The following is a 16,232-nucleotide window of genomic DNA, read 5'->3' on the forward strand; positions in this document are numbered from 1 at the left end:
CTTGGCGCGCACGATGGCGGCGGAGTCATTGGCGGTGACGGCGCGGGCTTCGATGGCGGCGGCAGCGCCGGCACCGTCGAGGCGGTCCATGTTGGCTTCGGTGGCGTGGCCGGCGTTGGCGCCTTTGATCACCGCTGCACCGGTGTCTTCGTTGTCGACTTCATCCCAACTCAGCATCGAAATATTCCTTTCAGATCGGGTTTGACGGCCCTTGGAGCCGCCAAAAAATAAGTAATTTGCAGGCTTCAGGCATTGAAATACTGCGCATAGTGTGGTCGATAAATACCGATACCGCACACTATGTAGTGGTCTGTTCTGTTTGTGGGCACACTATATGGTGTGTGGCTACGATGGTCAACGCGCAAGAGGGCAGCGAATGTCGCAGGGGCCATGGGCGAAATTCACAGCCCCCATGACTTTTAATGGTTGCGGCCGGCTTGCATCAAAAGCAAAAACCGAGGCGGCCTGCTAGCCGACCTGATCGATGAGGCGTACGCGTTTCCCTGTGGGGGCTTGCCTGCGAAGGCATCGACTCGGTGTGCCTGATGAACCCGGGCTTCTGCATCGCCGGCAAGCCAGCTTATACATTCGGACTGAGTAAGGCTTAGAGCGCCCGATTCAACCTCACAAACTGATCTCGATCTGCGCGCACCAGGTGTTCCATCTCGTGCAGGTCGCTCCAGAGTTTGTCGCGGTCGGCGCAGTCTAGCGATTGGCGACGCGGTTGCCTTGTGCCCTTTGTATTGCAGTGTATCGGGCGATAAGGCGCTACACGATGAAGCAAAATTGCGGGTTGGATACTCAGGGGAGCGCCAAGCTTTGCTCGACGTCCTACGCCATCCGGGAATAAAGCGATGGCTTCACTTGACCGGAATCGCTCGAACTTCCAGCTTCAACGCACATCCGGGTGTGTGCCCTGGATCGGAAGATCAGGCTTCATTGCCTGATAAGAGTGCATTCATGACAGTCGTTACTTCACGTGCGAGCAGCACATACCAGATGATTGAACAGTTTCAGCACCGAGATGACCGCGGTGGAGGCATCCAACACAACGGATTACCTTCAAAAACCCCTGAAGAGGCGATCGAGAGACTCTGGCGAGGGAGTGCCGGCTGGCCGGACATGAATGGGAATGGTCATTATGACGTGACCTATGAATTCCGGGCCTCTGAAGTCAAGGATAAAAAGCCCCGTAAAATAGCTGGTTTCACGCCTGTCTTCGACCTCCAAAAACAACAGGTCCGACGCAGTTTGCGATCTATTTCCGACGTGGCAAACCTCACGTTTACCGAGGGACCGAAAACAGCAACCAGCGAAGGTCATCTGACTATCGGCAATTACACCCATTTGGCCAATAAGGTGGGCCAGCCCTACCCGCAGACTTATTTGCCAAACCCCAAGGACACGCGAAGCGGCGAAGTGTGGTTTGTCGATACAACGGAGGATCAAGCCGTTTCCCATGCCGTTCAAGGCGACGCAGGTCGCTTTACCGTCGTGCATGAGCTGGGCCATGCCTTGGGGCTGAGCCATCCCAGCCGATATGACGCCCGTTCCGGGCCAGCGAAGCCCGGGTATTTCGAGGACTCTGAAAGCCATACCAGCATGAGTTATTTTGGCGTAGGTAGAGGCTATATGGACCATGGCGATACCCGCGCGTCGGCGCCGCAACTGGACGATATCGGTGCCTATCAAAAGAAATACGGCGCCAACTACGAAACCCGCAAAGACGACACCACCTACGGTTTCAACGCCAATACGAACCGGGACTTCTTGAGCCTAAAGACCGACAAAGACAAGATGGTCGCTGCCATCTGGGACGGTGGCGGCAATGACACATTGGACTTTTCCGGCTATCAGCAGGACCAAAAGGTCAGCCTGGAACCAGGGACGTTCTCTGACGTCGGCGAGCTCAAGGGCAATGTCTCGATTGCCTACGGCGCAACCATCGAAAACGCCATCGGCGGCTCGGGCAATGATTTGCTGGTCGGCAACGCAGCGGCCAACACGCTTATGGGAAGGGATGGCGATGACCGCTTATCCGGCGCGGGCGGGGCAGATATCTTGTGGGGCGGCAAAGGCAATGACGTCTTTGTTTATGGGAAGACCAGTGAGTCCACCTGGGCTGCCCCCGACCAGATCATGGATTTCGTCAGCGGTGAGGACCGGGTGGACGTGTCCGGAATCACCACGACACTGGGTGACATGCCGCTGAAGTTCGTCAGTGCATTTTCTGGTGCCAGCGGTGAAGCGATGGTGACCTATGACCCGGCACCTCAGATAAGTACGTTGCGCATCAGCGCCAAGCCCGACGAGCCCGCCTTGGTCCTTATGGTCCACGGCAAATTGAAACAGAGCGACATCGTGAGTTGATTCAACTGACACCTTGCAACCGCGCCTCAAACACCTGCTGCACCCGTGGCTCATCACTGTGAGCCACATTGAAGCGCATCGAGTCGCGGTGCGCCGGGTCATAACCGAGCAGCGCGCCCGGCGCCAGCACCATGTCTTGTTTCAATGCCGCCTGGGTCAGCAACTCGCCATTGATCCCAGGCGGCAGGCGCGCCCAGATAAACATCCCGCCTTCGTAACCCATGGGCAATTCGCAGCCGCAACGCTTGAGCCATTGCTCGACCCGCCCACCGGCCTCGATCAAGCGCAGCACCATGCGCTTGCGGTGCTTGGCGTAGCTGCCTTCGCTGAGCATGCGGTACACGATCTGTTCGAACAGCTCCGAGGTCACGCCGCCGCTCATCAGCTTCATATTGGTCAGGTTGGCCGCCAATTGCGGCGCGGCCACGACGAAGCTGACGCGGGCGCCCTGCGCTGGGCAGCGAAGCAGCCCCAAAACAGCCAATGCCTATTTATCTGAAATACCCATTGCCTGGACTGGGGCCGCTTCGCGGCCCAGCACGAGCAAGCCACAAGCGGCGATGTTGTCTTGGAGAGTGGTGTTGGTTTTACCAAGTTGATGGGTCTTCGAGGCCGGCTTTTTCGAGGTCGTCCTTCCAGACCTCGTTGGCGAGTCGGTAGATGTCGACGAAGAAGCCTCGAGGATCGGCGATTTCGGTTTCGTCCCAAGCCATTTTTGAATACGCCTCTGGATCGTCCTCAAAGTAAGCGTGGAAGTTAAAGTTTTCAGTGTTTAACGCCTGAAGTAAGGTTTCTACTAGTCGGTACCTATGGCGATAGGAAAGCCTGTTGAAAGGATCTAAGCAGTACTCATGTATAAGCGCTTCTCTGTCTTTCTTTTCGTTTGGATTGAGGCGGGCGAGTGCTTTCCCTTTGGTTTCCTCCCTGTCATAAATATCAAAAACGCCTACGAAATAGTTCAAGCTGGCATCGAAAGGTATGTGCTCGGAGGAAGGGTGAAATAGCATTTTTATTCCTTAATTGGGAATAGAGTAAAAGGCGTTCCGCTTTCACGAAATTTCATTTCTGCGCCATTCATTGAAGGGTTGAAAGTTGGATTGTCAGGGTCTTTCTTGTTAGGTCTGTAGCCACGTCCAGCTCCTGGTAATTCTAAGCGGACAATATCGTTTGTCTTGTCGTCAATGTCAGTGTAGCGCGGCAGGCCTCGTTCAACCCGAGACGTAGCCTTTGTCCATGCCTGAAGTTGGAGCTTCCAGCTGTTAAGTTGGGAACTTGGGACGCCTTTTTTATTTTGCGGAGTTATATCTGTTATTGGGTCTGCTCCATTGATCGAACGCCTTCTTATCTTGTGACTCTCTACCTCTGGACCGTGCTTGCCAACCATGTGCATGTCGTACTCTGCTTCGTATTCCAGTACTCGACGTTTCGCATTTGCTTCGGTAAGTTCCTCAGTTCTCTTCTGTCTAGCTGTAAGCTGCGGCCCGGGAGTTTTTGGCTCACCGGAGTTGACTTTAACGGAGTCAAAAGGACTTTGGGCGTTATAGGATGGTTTGCATCCAGCGGTTCTTGGGCAAGAAGTTAATCCCAGAGGATCCACCCAGCCAGTAGGATTGGGCACGTACCGGTACGCATTGATCCCACCCGCCAGCTTCACCGGGTCCGGCGTCAGGTAACGACCAACATCCGGATTGTAGTAGCGATGGCGGTTGTAATGCAGCCCGCTTTCCGGGTCGAAGTATTGGCCTTGAAAGCGCAGCGGGTTGTCGACTTTTCCTATGTCCAGGCGGCTGATTTCGCCGTAGGCGCGGTAGTGCGCAGACCAGACGATTTCTCCGTTGGAGGCGGTGAGTTCCTGTGGGGTGCCGAGGTGGTCGAGTTGGTAGTGGTAGGGCTTGGTGTCTTTTGGGCCGAAGCCTTCCAGCAGCGCCAACGGGCGAAAGCTGTCGGGTTCGTAGAGGTAACTGCGGTGGCGGTCCGCGTGGTGTTCGGCGATGAGTTTGTCGCCTTGCCAGAAGAACTCGGTGGTTAGGCCGTCGATGGTTTTGCTGATGCGGCGGCCGAAGGGGTCGTAGCGGTAGCTGGCCGTTTTTCCATTGGGTTGCGTTATACCGATCAGGCGGTGCTGGCAGTCATAGCGGTATTCGGTGACGAGTTGGTGGCCTTTGCCTCGGCGTTCACGGATCAGATTGCCGAAGGCGTCGTAGTCGTAATGGCGATCACCTTGGATCATCAGACGGTTGCCGGCGACGATGTCCGGGCCGGGGCGGTCTTGCATGAGCAGGTTGCCCGCCGGGTCATGGCCGAAGTGTTCCTGCTCGCCTTGGGAGTGGTCGGCGCGGGTCAGGCGTTGCTGGTCGTCGTAGTGGTAGTGGCTGATTAGGTGGCCTTGTTGGCGTTGGTGTTCCTGGCCGGCTTTGAATAAGTGTGAGGTCAGGACCGCACCATTCAGTTCAACTGTGGAAAGGTGTCCGCCTTTGTCGTGGTTGAAGGTGAGGCGGTTGTTATCCGGCAGGCGCAGTTTTTGAAGTTGGCCGCAGGCGTCGTAGCCATAGCGCAGAGTGCCCCAGCCTTGGTGTTCGGCGGTGAGGCGGTGTTGCGGATCGTATTCGTAGGCCAAGGCCCAGTGGCCGTCGTCGACGCTGAGGAGGTTGCCTTGGCGGTCGTAGGCGTAATCGACGATGTTACCGTCGGGCAGGGTTTTTCTGACGAGGCGTCCGGCATGGTCGCGCTCGTAGCGGGTGACTAGCTGACTGCCATCGTCGCCATATTCGGTCTTTTCTTGCAGGTTGCCGTTGAGGTCGTAAACGTAAGCCGTGCGCTGCCCGTCAAATCCGATTTCCTGTTGGATCAGGCCGTTGCTGTGGTACTGGAGCCGTTAGGTTTCGCCGACTTCGTTTTCGATCTCGGTCAGCAGTAGCCTGGCGTTGTCGTAACGCTGTTCCACCTTGTCCCTAACCATCGGCACCGGATTGGAAACCACCTGATCCCCAACCTTCAGCGGCACATCCGGAATCACCCTGATCGGCGTCGCCGGCCCCCCCCAGCAGAATCGGTTTGGCCGCTTCGATATGCGGCTCCAACCGAGGCCCCACCAGTTGATCCGCCAACATCTCAAGCAACTTGCGCGCTCTACCCGACTTGATTTGACTCAGCACCTGCACACCCAGGCGCACGGCCACACCCATGGCGCCCGCGACCCTCAACAGCAGCAGATTGATCAACACTTCGCCGGTGATTTCCCCCATCACCTCGTTCATCTCTGGTGGCGGCAACATCCGTACCCAGCTGGAGGTCGCCGCCAGATAGATGAACAACAGCGGTTCATCACTGAGTACGAGCAAACCCTTGGCAATTGATTCACTGCCCAGTTTCAGCAGCTCATCAAGCTCGGCCTCAGAGACGTATTGAAGCAACTTTTCGCTGTTAGGCTTGATGTCTGCCAGTAGGTCGTACAGCTGTGTGATGTTGTGCCACAGGCTGTAAAGCGCCTTGCCCATCCCATGTAGAAATGCCTTCTCCAGCATCCTGCGCTGATCAAGCGGGTTAGCGTCTGTGTAGTCCTTCCACTGGGCTTGGAAGGTGCTTTTCCACTCGTTGCGCAGGCGAACGTCCAATGCATCAATCACCGCCTGATAAGACGCATACAGCGCCCTGACGTGATCTTTGGAAACGTTGGGATAGAAGCAGACCCGGTACTGCTGGTTGCGATCACACTCGTTGATTTCGAGAATGCCGCTTGGGCCAATCGTTTTGTGGAGCGGTTCGCCCAGTGGGCCGCCGTTGGGATCGACGCGTTGCAGCATCACCGGCGTGTTGCCGATGGGCACGAATTGCGTGCTTTGAAACATGTGCACCAGGGTTAACGTGCCGTTGGCCTGGCAGGTGGCGGTGGTGGCACTGGGATAAAGAGAACGGTTGATCGGCGCGACCAGCGCCACCTCATCCCCGACCTTGAACACCTGCTCGATATCCAGCGCGGAAAAGCTCCAGACGCTCGACGCCCAGTCATCAAACGTGTTCAGGCATTCACGGAAATCGCGAAAGACGGCCTCGACATCGACCGTCTTCACATCCATTGGCGTCAGGGCCAGCCTGCCAATGGCCGGGTTCAAGAAACAGCTCCAACAACAGAAAAGTCCATCTGCAATCCCTCGCACTGTGTATTCAGGCGAGGGACTTTGCGGACCTTTTCAGGGGTGGGGAGTAGAGCTTATCCGGCAGTTATGTGGGGAATTTCGGCAGCTTTCGTCTTCTCTCGCCCCTGCACCAAACCGAACGGCTGGTTGAACAGCAGCAAAGTCGGCACCGCACCGATCAAACCCAGCGGCGAGGTAGCGAAGACCATGAACATCACGCCGAATGAACGCACCTGAAACATGATCACGCCGAGCATCACTGCCGGGTCGCCCTGGTGGCGAATGCGGTAGCGGGGCGGGTCTTCATAGCCACGGCTTAGGGTGGCCATATCGGCGATGCGCAACACGCGGTCATTGACCTCCAGCGGTACGGGCTTGAGCCACCTTGAATACGGCATCAATGTCGGCCTGATCGTGTCGATGCTGATCGTGGGTTCCACCGACACCCGGCGCAACATCATGCGTCTGGGGCCGCAGCGGGTTTGGCTGCTGGTTTGATGGGGTTTGCGCAGATGTTCGGTGCGACCTGCAGCGGGGTGTTGTTGAGCCAATTGCGCGATGGCAGTGCCGCGCCGATGATCATTATCCAGGCCTGCTTTGCGGTGGCGGCATTCATCGCGTTTCACCTGCTGCGACAGCGCCAGGCCAAGGGATTGTCCTATACATAGGACGAATAAGGTCGCTTTTGCCGGCTAGTCCTCAAGCGTTGGCAGACTTATGGTGTCTTCACTTTGGAGGCACACCATGAAAAAACTTATCGGCATCTACACCAGCCCCCGCGCCCATTGGGTTGGCGACGGCTTTCCGGTGCGCACGCTGTTTTCCTACGACACTATGGGCAAGCACATCAGTCCATTCCTGTTGCTGGACCACGCCGGCCCGGCTGATTTCACCCCGACTGAACAACGTCGCGGCGTCGGCCAACACCCTCATCGCGGTTTTGAAACCGTGACTATCGTCTACGACGGTGAGGTCGAACACCGCGATTCCACCGGCGCCGGCGGCAAAATCGGCCCGGGCGATGTGCAATGGATGACCGCCGCCAAAGGCATTCTCCACGAGGAGTTCCACTCCGAAGCCTTCGCCCGCAGCGGCGGGGCGCTGGAGATGGTGCAACTGTGGGTCAACCTGCCGGCCAAGGACAAAATGGCCGACGCCGGTTATCAGACTATCGTCGACGGCGACATCCCGGTATTGCCACTGGCCAACGACGCCGGGCAACTGCGCCTGATTGCCGGTGAATTCGCCGGCAGCCATGGCCCGGCCCGCACCTTCACGCCGATAGACGTGTGGGACGTGCGCCTCAACGCCGGCAAGCCAGTCACCCTGGACCTGCATGAAGGACGCAACACCGCACTGGTAATCCTGCGCGGCACGGTGCTGGTCAATGGCAAGGAGGTTGCGCGCCACGGGCAATTGGCGTTGTTCGAGCGCGATGGCAGCCAACTCACCCTGGAGGCAAGCGACGACGCCAAGGTTTTGCTGCTGAGTGGCGAGCCTATCGACGAGCCGATCGTGGGCCATGGGCCATTTGTGATGAATACCGAGCAAGAGATTCATCAGGCGTTTGCTGATTTCCACGCGGGCAAGTTCGGGCAGATGCACGCTTAGGGAGCGACCACAGTTCTAATGTGCGGGCTTGCTCGCGAATGCGGTGGTTCAGGCATGAATCTGGTGACTGACACACTGCATTCGCGAGCAAGCCCGCCCCCACATTGGAACTGTGGTCTTTGGAAGAGACGGGTTACTGCAAGTTAACGAACAGCCCGCCATCCACCAGCAACGACGCGCCGGTCACATAGCGTGCCATGTCCGAGGCCAGGAAGACGATCGGCCCCGCCACATCATCCGGCTCGCCGAGTCGACCCAGCGGCGTGCGCGAGGTCATGTAGGCGAGTTTTTCCTCATCCGCGAGATCCTCCTTGTTGATGTCGGTGGCGATGGTCCCCGGCAGTACCGAGTTGCAGCGAATGCCATGAGGCCCCAGGGCAATCGCACAGGACTGCATCAGCGAATGCAGCCCAGCCTTGGTCGGCGTGTAGTGGGTTTGCATGCCACCGCCGACCAGGGCGCTGATCGAGCTGACGGCAATGATCGCGCCGCCGCGCCCCTGGTTTTTCATCTGGTTGGCCGCCGCCTGTACGGCGAAGTAGGCGCCGTTGAGGTTGGTGTTGACGGTTTGCAGGTACACCTCACGGGGCATGTCGAGGAACGAGTGGAACGGGCAGATGCCGGCGTTATTGACGAACACGTCGACGCTGCCGAAGGCCTTGACTGCGCCCGCCACCAGTTTGTCGCCGGTGTCCGGGTCCGCAGCGTCGCCGCCCACTTCGATGGCTTCACCCCCAAACGCCTGTATCTCTTCAATCAACGAATAGGCCGCTTCCGTGCCTTGACCACTGCCGCTGTGGCCGATGACCACACGGGCACCTTGGCGTGCACATTCACGGGCGGCGGCGCGGCCGATGCCACGGGAGGCGCCGGTGATGATCAAGGTTTTGTCTGCAAGCAACATAAAAACACTCCTTCAAAAATGGGGTGGTGTCAGCCGAGGAAATTGCCGTAGCCGACCATGGCAATCGCGCCGAGGATCACCGCGATACCCGCTACCAAAACGCCCTTGTTGGCGACGCTGGTGCCGTGCCATTCGCGGAAATACAAGCCCCAGCAGTTGGACACGATGATGATGAACGACATGTGCAGTACCCAGGAGCTGGCGTCGTTCTGCAGGCGGCTTTCGCCCATGCCGTAGAAGAAAAACTGCAAGAACCACAGGGTGCCGGCGATGGCCACTAACAAGTAGTTGCCCAGCAACGGGGTGCTACGGTCGGTGTAGTTATGAAAGGTACGGTTGCGCCAGTTCAGCCACAGGCACCAGATGCCGTTCGTGGTCAGTCCGCCCCACATGATCACCATAAAGGTCACGTTGTTCTGGAACAGGCTGTTGGCGCCGTGTTCTACCGCTGCGGCGGCCAGCGGGCGGCCGGCAGAAATGCCGTAGCTGAAACACGCACTCAGCACCCCGGAAATCACCGCCACCAGCATGCCCTTGCCCAGCGCGAACTCGCTGACACTGGCGAACTTCACCGCCTGCGACACTTCGCGTTCCTTGATCAGCCCGGCCTTGCCGCACACCGCAATACCCACCAACGACACCGCCACGCCCCACAACACCCAATGCCCACCTTGAGAGGCCAGCATCGAGGTCAGCGTGCCTTCGGTTTCAGTGGTGAACAGGTCGCGGTACAGCGCCGGCATCAAGGCGCCGAGGGCCGAGGTGAGGCCCATGATCAGCGACATGCCGAGGGACAAGCCGAGGTAGCGCATGCTCAAGCCGAACGTCAGCCCGCCGATGCCCCACAACACGCCGAACAGGTAGGTCCAGAGCAGGGTGCTGGTGTCGGCGTTGCGCAGGATTTCCACCCAGCCGGGCACCGTCAGTTGCGCCGCGATCAGCGGCACGATCAGCCAGGACACCAGGCCGCCGGTGATCCAATAACTTTCCCAGGCCCAGCCGCGGACCTTCTTGTAAGGGATGTAGAAACTGCCGGAAGCGAAGCCGCCGATGAAGTGCAGAATCACACCAAGGAGAATGATTTCCACGTCGTCGAATCCTTTTTATTGTTGTTGTGGGTCAGTTGGATCAGGGGCGCGTCAGTTTGAACATCGGCAGCAGGTCGACACTGACCGGCGAGGCATCCGCATGGCTGTGCATGATGTCTTGCATGTAGTTCCACCAGCGTTGCATCAGTGCGGTGCCAGGCAGTTCATCCAAACCATGGGCGTCTTCGTGGGTCAGCGTGGCGAACAGTGCGTTGGCGGGCTCATCGAGGAAAATCCGATAATCCACCACGCCGGCCTCCAGCAGCGCCTGGGCGAGTTCCGGCCAGATCTCATCGTGACGTCGGCGGTACTCGGCGGCCTGGCCCGGGTTGAGGTTCATGCGAAAGGCACGTGTCTGCATCACTGCGCTCCAGGGTGAGGGGCGGGGCTGTAGACCCGTACCGCGTTGTGCACGAAGAACTTGGCTTGCACGGTCTCGGATTTGTCGGCCATGCAGCGTTTGACGAGCCCGAGGGTGGTGGCGAAATCTGCCAGATGATCACTGTTGGGCCAGTCGCTGCCGAAGAAGCAACGGTCTTCGCCAAAGGCTTCCCAGAGCACGGCCAGGCGGTCGTTGTAGAACGCTGTGTCGGTGATCACGCCGTGCGGCCCGAGCTGGGGGATTTCTGCCAGTTTGGCGAACACATTCGGGCGCTCTGCCAGGCGCAACAGGTCCGCGTGATACGCCGCTTCTTCACCCGCCGGCACCTGGGCATTAGGCAGGTGATCGACGACAATGCGCAGCGCTGGCAGGGCATCGCTCAACGTCAGCAGGCCCTTGATCAGGCGCGGGTTCGGGTTGGCGCTGTCCAGGCTGCGGCCCGTGGCGGCGAGCTGGCGCAGGCCGTCGATAAACCCTGGGCGTGTCTGGTCCAGCAACAGGTCGCGGTCCCACAGGTTGCCGTAGCGCAGGCCAAGGAACAGCGGCTCATCCGCGAGGGCATCAAGGTCGGCGGCAAAGCGTGCGTGCAGCGGGTCCAGGTTGCCCACAAAGCCGAGCATGCGCGGATCGCTGCGCAGGGTGTCGAGCAGCCAGCGGTTATCGTCGCGCCAGGGGCTGGCTTCCACGGCAATTGCGCCGACCACGTTGTGTGGCTCGGCCAGGGCCCAGTAATCCGCTGGCAGGTGCGCGGCATACAACCGGTTGCCCGGCTCGGGCCATGGAATGCCCTGGGGCCGACGCGGGTCGAACAGGTGCAAATGGCTGTCGATGATCGGGCCGCTATAGTCGGTCAGGGGCATGACGCTGTCCTTATCAGAAGCAAATTCGAAGGGGCCAGCACGCTAGCGTGCCTGGCCCGGTTTAACCCGCTCAGCTCTGCAGGTACACCACGTGCGTGTGGGTGTACTCGTAAAGGCCGTGCTTGCCGTCGGCGCCGCCGATGCCGGATTTGCGCACGCCGGCGTGGAAACCTTGCATGGCCTCGAAGTTCTCGCGGTTGACGTAGGTTTCGCCAAAGTCGATCTCGCGCACCGCGTGCATGGCCTTGCCCAGGTTGCGGGTGTAGATCGACGAGGTCAGGCCGTAATCGCAGTCATTGGCCAGTGCGATGGCTTCGTCGAGGTCGTCGACAATCTGGATCGGCAGTACCGGGCCGAAGATCTCTTCGCGCATGATCTCCATGTCGGCGCGGCACCCGGCCAATACCGTCGGCTCGAAGTGAAAACCCGCCCCCAGGTCGGCGATCTGCCCGCCACTGACCAAGCTCGCGCCCTGGCTCAACGCGGTGCGCACCTTGCGGTTGACGCTGTCCAGGCCCTGGCGATTGATCAGCGGGCCCATTTCCACGTCTGCCCTGGCGATGGGGTCGCCGTAGCGGGTGGCGGACATGGCTGCGCTGATGCGCTCGATGAATTGATCAGCGACCTTGCGCTCCACGTACACGCGCTCGGCGCAGTTGCACACTTGGCCGGTGTTGATGATGCGCGAGTCACGGATGGCTTTCACCGCCAGGTCCAGGTCGGCGTCCGCCAGCACGATGGCCGGGGCCTTGCCGCCCAGTTCCAGGTTGAGCTTGGTGATGTTCGGGGCGGCGGCGGTCATGATCCGCGCACCGGTGGCCACGCTACCGGTGAAGCTGATCATGTCTACGCCCTTGTGCGCCGTGAGTGCGCCGCCGACCTGGCCGTCGCCGCAGACCACGTTGAACACACCGGCGGGCAGGTCGGTCTCGGCGACGAGCTTGGCGAATTCAAAGCAGTTGTTCGGGGTTTCTTCGCTGGGCTTGATCACGATGGTGTTGCCGGTAAGCAGTGCCGGCGCCATTTTGCGCGCGATCAAGAAGAACGGAAAATTCCACGGCAGGATGCCGGCCACCACGCCCAACGGCTTACGGAACAGGAAGATATTTTCGTTCTGGCGGTCGCTGGTGATGATCTCGCCTTCGATGCGCCGCGCCCACTCGGCCATGTAGTCGAGGTAATCGGCGGTGAAGTTCACTTCCACCTCCGCCAAGCCACTGACTTTGCCTTGTTCCAGGGTAATGGTGCGCGCCAGGTGCGCAACGTTCTCACGCAGTTTGGCGGCGATGCGCCGCAGGTGCCCGGCGCGTTCAATGGCGGGTTTACGCGCCCAGGCCTTTTGCGCCTGGCGCGCGGCTGCCAGGGCCTGGTCGACATCGGCAGCGGTGGACGCCGGCACCTTGGACAGCAGCGCGCCGGTGGCCGGGTTGAGCACGTCAATGTGCGCTTCGCTGGGGGTGAAGCGGCCGTTGATGAAGTTCTGGTAAACGGGAACGGATGGCATGGGCAGGTTCCTCAGTAAGTGCGCGAAGGCGCTTGTGGGTCGGCAGCTGGGCGATAGCGGGCGAGGGTGGCCAGGGCGCTCTGGCGCAGCAGGCTGATGTCGATGGCCACTGCGATAAAGCGGCAGCCCCAGGCTTGGTAGCGGCGTGCGTCGTCTTCGTTGGGCGCCAGGATACCGCTGACCTTGCCGGCGGCGAGGGTGGCGTCGATGGCGTGTTTGATGCGCTCCTGCACCTCGGGGTGGCCGGGGTTGCCGGCATGGCCGAGGCCGATGGACAAGTCGGCGGGGCCGATGAACACCGCGTCAACACCTTCCACGGCGGCGATCGCAGCGACGTTTTCCACGCCAAGGCGCGATTCCACCTGCACGATCAGGCACAGCTGTTCATGGGCGGTGTTCAGGTAGTTGTCCACGCCGTCCCAGCGTGTGGCGCGGGTCAAACCGCCGCCGACGCCACGAATACCATGGGGCGGATAACGCATGGCACGCACCAGGGCCTGGGCCTGCTCGGCGGTTTCGACCATGGGGATCATCAAGGTCTGGGCGCCGACGTCGAGCAGTTGCTTGATCAGGCTGGCGTCACCGTTGACGGCACGCACCACGGGCGCCGTGGTGTACGGCGCGACCGTCTGCAACTGGTTGAGCACACTGGGCACAGTGTTGGGCGCATGTTCACCGTCGATCAGCATCCAGTCGTAACCCAGGCTGGCGACGATCTCGGCGGCGTAGCCGGTGGCGAAACCGGCCCAGATGCCATAGTGGGTGGCGTCCTTGGCGAGGGCGGCCTTGAAGCCATTGCGGGGCATGTGCATGGCGCTTTCCTCAGCGGTTGTAGGGACGGTGCAGTTGGCAATCGGGGTTCAGGTCCACGCCGAAGCCGGGCTTGTCCAGTACCGACAAGCGCATGCGGCCATTCACCGGCACCGGTTCGCCCAACAATTGCGGGTGGAACATCGGCACCACTTCATCCGCCTTGGGCGCCATCATCAGGAACTCGGCGAATGGGCTGTTATGGCGGGTGGCGACAAAGTGGTAGCTGTACACCGACGAACCGTGTGGCACGACCATTGCGTTATGCGCGTCGGCCAGCGCCGAGATTTTCACCAGCTCAGTGAGGCCGCCACACCAGCCGACGTCGGGCTGGATGATGTCGCAGCAGCCCATCTCCAGCAGCATGCGAAAGCCCCAGCGGGTGGCTTCGTGTTCGCCGGTGGTGACCAACATGCCTTTGGGCACGTTATTGCGCAGGGCCGCATAGCCCCAGTAGTCGTCAGGGGACAGTGCTTCTTCGATCCACTTCAAGCCATGTTCATGGGCGCCAATCGCCAGCTTGGTGGCGTAGTTAACATCCAGGCTCATCCAGCAGTCGAGCATCAGCCAGAAGTCCGGGCCGACCCGTTCGCGCATGGCCGCCAGGGCTTCGAGGTTCTTGCGCAGGCCGTCTTCGCCTTCGCTGGGGCTGTGATGCAGGGGCATCTTGCCACCGATAAAGCCCATCTTCTGCGCGAGGTCCGGGCGCGCGCCGGTGGCGTAGAACTGCAACTCGTCACGCACCGCGCCACCGAGCAATTGGTGCACCGGTTCCTGACGGATTTTGCCGAGCAAGTCCCACAGCGCCAGGTCGACGCCGGAAATCGTGTTGATCACCAGGCCCTTGCGGCCGTAATACAGGGTGGACTGGTACATCTGGTCCCAGATTTTCTCGATGTCGGTGACGCGGGCGCCTTCGATGAAGCGCGCCAAGTGTTTCTCGACGATGTAGGCGGCCGGTTCACCGCCGGTGGTCACCGCGAAACCAACGGTGCCGTCACTGGCTTCGATTTCCACCACCAGGGTGCCGAGTACGTTGATGCCGAAGCTGCGGCGACTCTGGCGGTACTCGGGGTACTTGCTCATTGGGGTGGAAATATGGTCGTCGATCCAGTGCCCATCGGCCTGGTCGTGGTAATCGGCGCCGCCGCCTCGCAGTACAAAGGCGCGGACGTGTTTGATGGTGAGATGACCCATGGTGTGACTCCTGGCGTTAAACAGTGGCCGGCGTTTTCGACGCGGTGCGGCCGGGTGAATGGATGCCCAGCACCAGCAATGCAGCCAGTACCGTGGTGGCGGACAGCAGGTACAAACCGGCTGCTGGGGAATTGAAGGCGCCTTCAGCCCAGTGCTTGATCACCGGGGCGATAAAACCACCGAGGGCACCGAAGGAATTGATCAGCGCAATGCCGGCTGCGGCGGCGCTGCCGGCCAGGTAGCTGGAGGGGAAGGTCCAGAACACCGGTTGCACCGCGATAAAACCGGAGGCGGCGAAACACAGCGCGAGCATGCCCAGCAGCGGGTTGGCGAAGGTCACCGAGCAAGCGATGCCGGCGGCGGCCATCAGCAGGGTCAGGCACGCGGTCTGCCGGCGCAGGCCGGTACGGTCGCAATAGCTGGGGATCCACCAGGCGGCGAACAACGCGAACAGCCAAGGGATGGCCGAGACCAGCCCGACCATCAACCCCACCTTGGTGCCGAGCAGGCCGCCGACCTGGGTCGGCAGGTAAAACACGACGCCGTACACGCTGGCCTGGATCAGCAGGTACACCAGGCACAGGTACAGCACCGAGGGTTGGCACAGTACGGTCAGCAGGCTGCGGCCGTGGGAGGTTTTGTGTTGGTCTTCGCTGTCCAGCAGGCTTTGGATCTGCTGGCGTTCATCCATGGTCAGCCACGTGGCATCGGCGGGGCGATTGTCCAGGTACCAGTACGCCCAGATGCCCACTGCCGTTGCCATCAGGCCTTCGACCGCGAACAGCCATTGCCAGCCGTGAATCCCAGCGAGGCCGTCCATTTCCAGCAGCAGACCGGACAACGGGCTGCCGAAGATGAAGGCCAAAGGCGCGCCAAAGTAGAAGAAGCCCATGGCCTTGCCGCGCACGGCCTGTGGGAACCAGTAGGTGAGGTAGAGGATCACGCCGGGGAAGAATCCGGCTTCGGCCACACCGAGTAAAAAGCGCAGCACATAAAAGCTGGTTTCGTTATGGGCAAATACCATGGCCGCGGAAACCAGGCCCCAACTGACCATGATGCGGCACATCCACAGACGGGCGCCGACACGGTGCAGGATCAGGTTGCTCGGTACTTCCAGCAGCGCATAGCCAACGAAGAACACACCCGCGCCAAATGCGAAGGCGGCGTCGCTCAAACCGGTGTCGGCTTGAAAGGCTTGTTTGGCAAACCCGACGTTGGCGCGGTCGAGAAAGGCCATGATGTACATCAACAGCAGGAAAGGCAGCAGCCGCCAGGAAATCTTGGCGAGCAGGGGCGTAGGCAGGGTTTTCATAGTGGCGTCCGATGTTTTGTTCTTATGGGACGGACTGTACGGCGGGCGATCAATGCGC

13 protein-coding genes and 4 pseudogenes are annotated in these 16,232 nt (G+C 60.1%); 3 read left to right on the forward strand and 14 right to left on the reverse strand.

What is annotated here, in order from left to right:
• Window positions 1-177: pseudogene (locus AACY44_RS25210) on the reverse strand (ribonucleotide-diphosphate reductase subunit beta); the annotation flags it as partial.
• A 783-nt stretch (window positions 178-960) separates the two neighbouring features.
• On the opposite strand from AACY44_RS25210, the gene AACY44_RS25215 reads away from it, so the two are divergent.
• Complete coding sequence (locus AACY44_RS25215; RefSeq protein WP_339494541.1) at window positions 961-2,370, forward strand: M10 family metallopeptidase C-terminal domain-containing protein; 1,410 nt, start codon at window positions 961-963, stop codon at window positions 2,368-2,370.
• A gap of 1 nt (window position 2,371) precedes the next feature.
• Here AACY44_RS25215 and AACY44_RS25220 read toward each other — a convergent pair.
• From AACY44_RS25220 to AACY44_RS25235, 5 genes and pseudogenes are all read right to left on the reverse strand, one after another.
• Window positions 2,372-2,815: pseudogene (locus AACY44_RS25220) on the reverse strand (PLP-dependent aminotransferase family protein); the annotation flags it as partial.
• Window positions 2,816-2,957: 142 nt separating this feature from the next.
• On the reverse strand, window positions 2,958-3,377 hold the full coding sequence (locus AACY44_RS25225) for a hypothetical protein (protein WP_339418900.1): 420 nt from the start codon (window positions 3,375-3,377) through the stop codon (window positions 2,958-2,960).
• A 2-nt stretch (window positions 3,378-3,379) separates the two neighbouring features.
• Window positions 3,380-5,317: pseudogene (locus AACY44_RS27865) on the reverse strand (RHS repeat domain-containing protein); the annotation flags it as partial.
• 4 nt (window positions 5,318-5,321) lie between these two features.
• On the reverse strand, window positions 5,322-6,482 hold the full coding sequence (locus AACY44_RS27870) for a hypothetical protein (RefSeq protein WP_445261934.1): 1,161 nt from the start codon (window positions 6,480-6,482) through the stop codon (window positions 5,322-5,324).
• A gap of 98 nt (window positions 6,483-6,580) precedes the next feature.
• Complete coding sequence (locus AACY44_RS25235) at window positions 6,581-6,904, reverse strand: hypothetical protein (RefSeq protein ID WP_339419127.1); 324 nt, start codon at window positions 6,902-6,904, stop codon at window positions 6,581-6,583.
• Here AACY44_RS25235 and AACY44_RS25240 point away from each other — a divergent pair.
• Both AACY44_RS25240 and AACY44_RS25245 read left to right on the forward strand, forming a co-directional pair.
• A pseudogene (locus AACY44_RS25240) lies at window positions 6,879-7,174 on the forward strand (MFS transporter); the annotation flags it as partial. The gene AACY44_RS25235 and the pseudogene AACY44_RS25240 sit on opposite strands and share 26 nt — an antisense overlap.
• Before the next feature lie 76 nt (window positions 7,175-7,250).
• Window positions 7,251-8,117 carry a pirin family protein gene (locus tag AACY44_RS25245; RefSeq protein WP_339418901.1) on the forward strand — a complete coding sequence of 289 codons (867 nt, stop codon included), beginning with the start codon at window positions 7,251-7,253 and terminating at the stop codon, window positions 8,115-8,117.
• A 133-nt stretch (window positions 8,118-8,250) separates the two neighbouring features.
• On the opposite strand, the gene AACY44_RS25250 is transcribed toward AACY44_RS25245, so the two are convergent.
• The 8 genes from AACY44_RS25250 to AACY44_RS25285 form a co-directional block, all read right to left on the reverse strand.
• The gene (locus AACY44_RS25250; protein WP_339531290.1) at window positions 8,251-9,021 is read right to left on the reverse strand and encodes an SDR family NAD(P)-dependent oxidoreductase; all 771 of its coding nucleotides are present in this window, start codon (window positions 9,019-9,021) and stop codon (window positions 8,251-8,253) included.
• A 29-nt stretch (window positions 9,022-9,050) separates the two neighbouring features.
• Window positions 9,051-10,109, reverse strand: a complete 1,059-nt coding sequence (gene rhaT / locus AACY44_RS25255) for an L-rhamnose/proton symporter RhaT (RefSeq protein WP_339418905.1) — start codon at window positions 10,107-10,109, stop codon at window positions 9,051-9,053.
• 40 nt (window positions 10,110-10,149) lie between these two features.
• The gene (gene rhaM, locus AACY44_RS25260; RefSeq protein ID WP_339418907.1) at window positions 10,150-10,470 is read right to left on the reverse strand and encodes an L-rhamnose mutarotase; all 321 of its coding nucleotides are present in this window, start codon (window positions 10,468-10,470) and stop codon (window positions 10,150-10,152) included.
• Complete coding sequence (locus AACY44_RS25265; RefSeq protein ID WP_339428219.1) at window positions 10,470-11,351, reverse strand: amidohydrolase family protein; 882 nt, start codon at window positions 11,349-11,351, stop codon at window positions 10,470-10,472. Before AACY44_RS25265 ends, rhaM begins: the two co-directional genes overlap by 1 nt.
• Window positions 11,352-11,421: 70 nt before the next feature.
• Window positions 11,422-12,855, reverse strand: coding sequence for an aldehyde dehydrogenase (gene aldA / locus AACY44_RS25270; RefSeq protein WP_339418909.1), 1,434 nt, complete (start codon window positions 12,853-12,855; stop codon window positions 11,422-11,424).
• 11 nt (window positions 12,856-12,866) lie between these two features.
• The gene (locus AACY44_RS25275) at window positions 12,867-13,667 is read right to left on the reverse strand and encodes an HpcH/HpaI aldolase family protein (RefSeq protein WP_339418911.1); all 801 of its coding nucleotides are present in this window, start codon (window positions 13,665-13,667) and stop codon (window positions 12,867-12,869) included.
• A 10-nt stretch (window positions 13,668-13,677) separates the two neighbouring features.
• On the reverse strand, window positions 13,678-14,862 hold the full coding sequence (gene rhmD / locus AACY44_RS25280) for an L-rhamnonate dehydratase (RefSeq protein WP_339418913.1): 1,185 nt from the start codon (window positions 14,860-14,862) through the stop codon (window positions 13,678-13,680).
• A 16-nt stretch (window positions 14,863-14,878) separates the two neighbouring features.
• Window positions 14,879-16,174 (reverse strand): MFS transporter, encoded by a 1,296-nt coding sequence (locus tag AACY44_RS25285; protein WP_339437093.1) that lies wholly within the window; start codon window positions 16,172-16,174, stop codon window positions 14,879-14,881.
• Window positions 16,175-16,232: the final 58 nt, after the last annotated feature.

The organism is Pseudomonas sp. RA_15y_Pfl1_P11 (genome assembly GCF_963970975.1).
GTDB classification, from domain to species: Bacteria; Pseudomonadota; Gammaproteobacteria; order Pseudomonadales; family Pseudomonadaceae; genus Aquipseudomonas; species Aquipseudomonas tritici.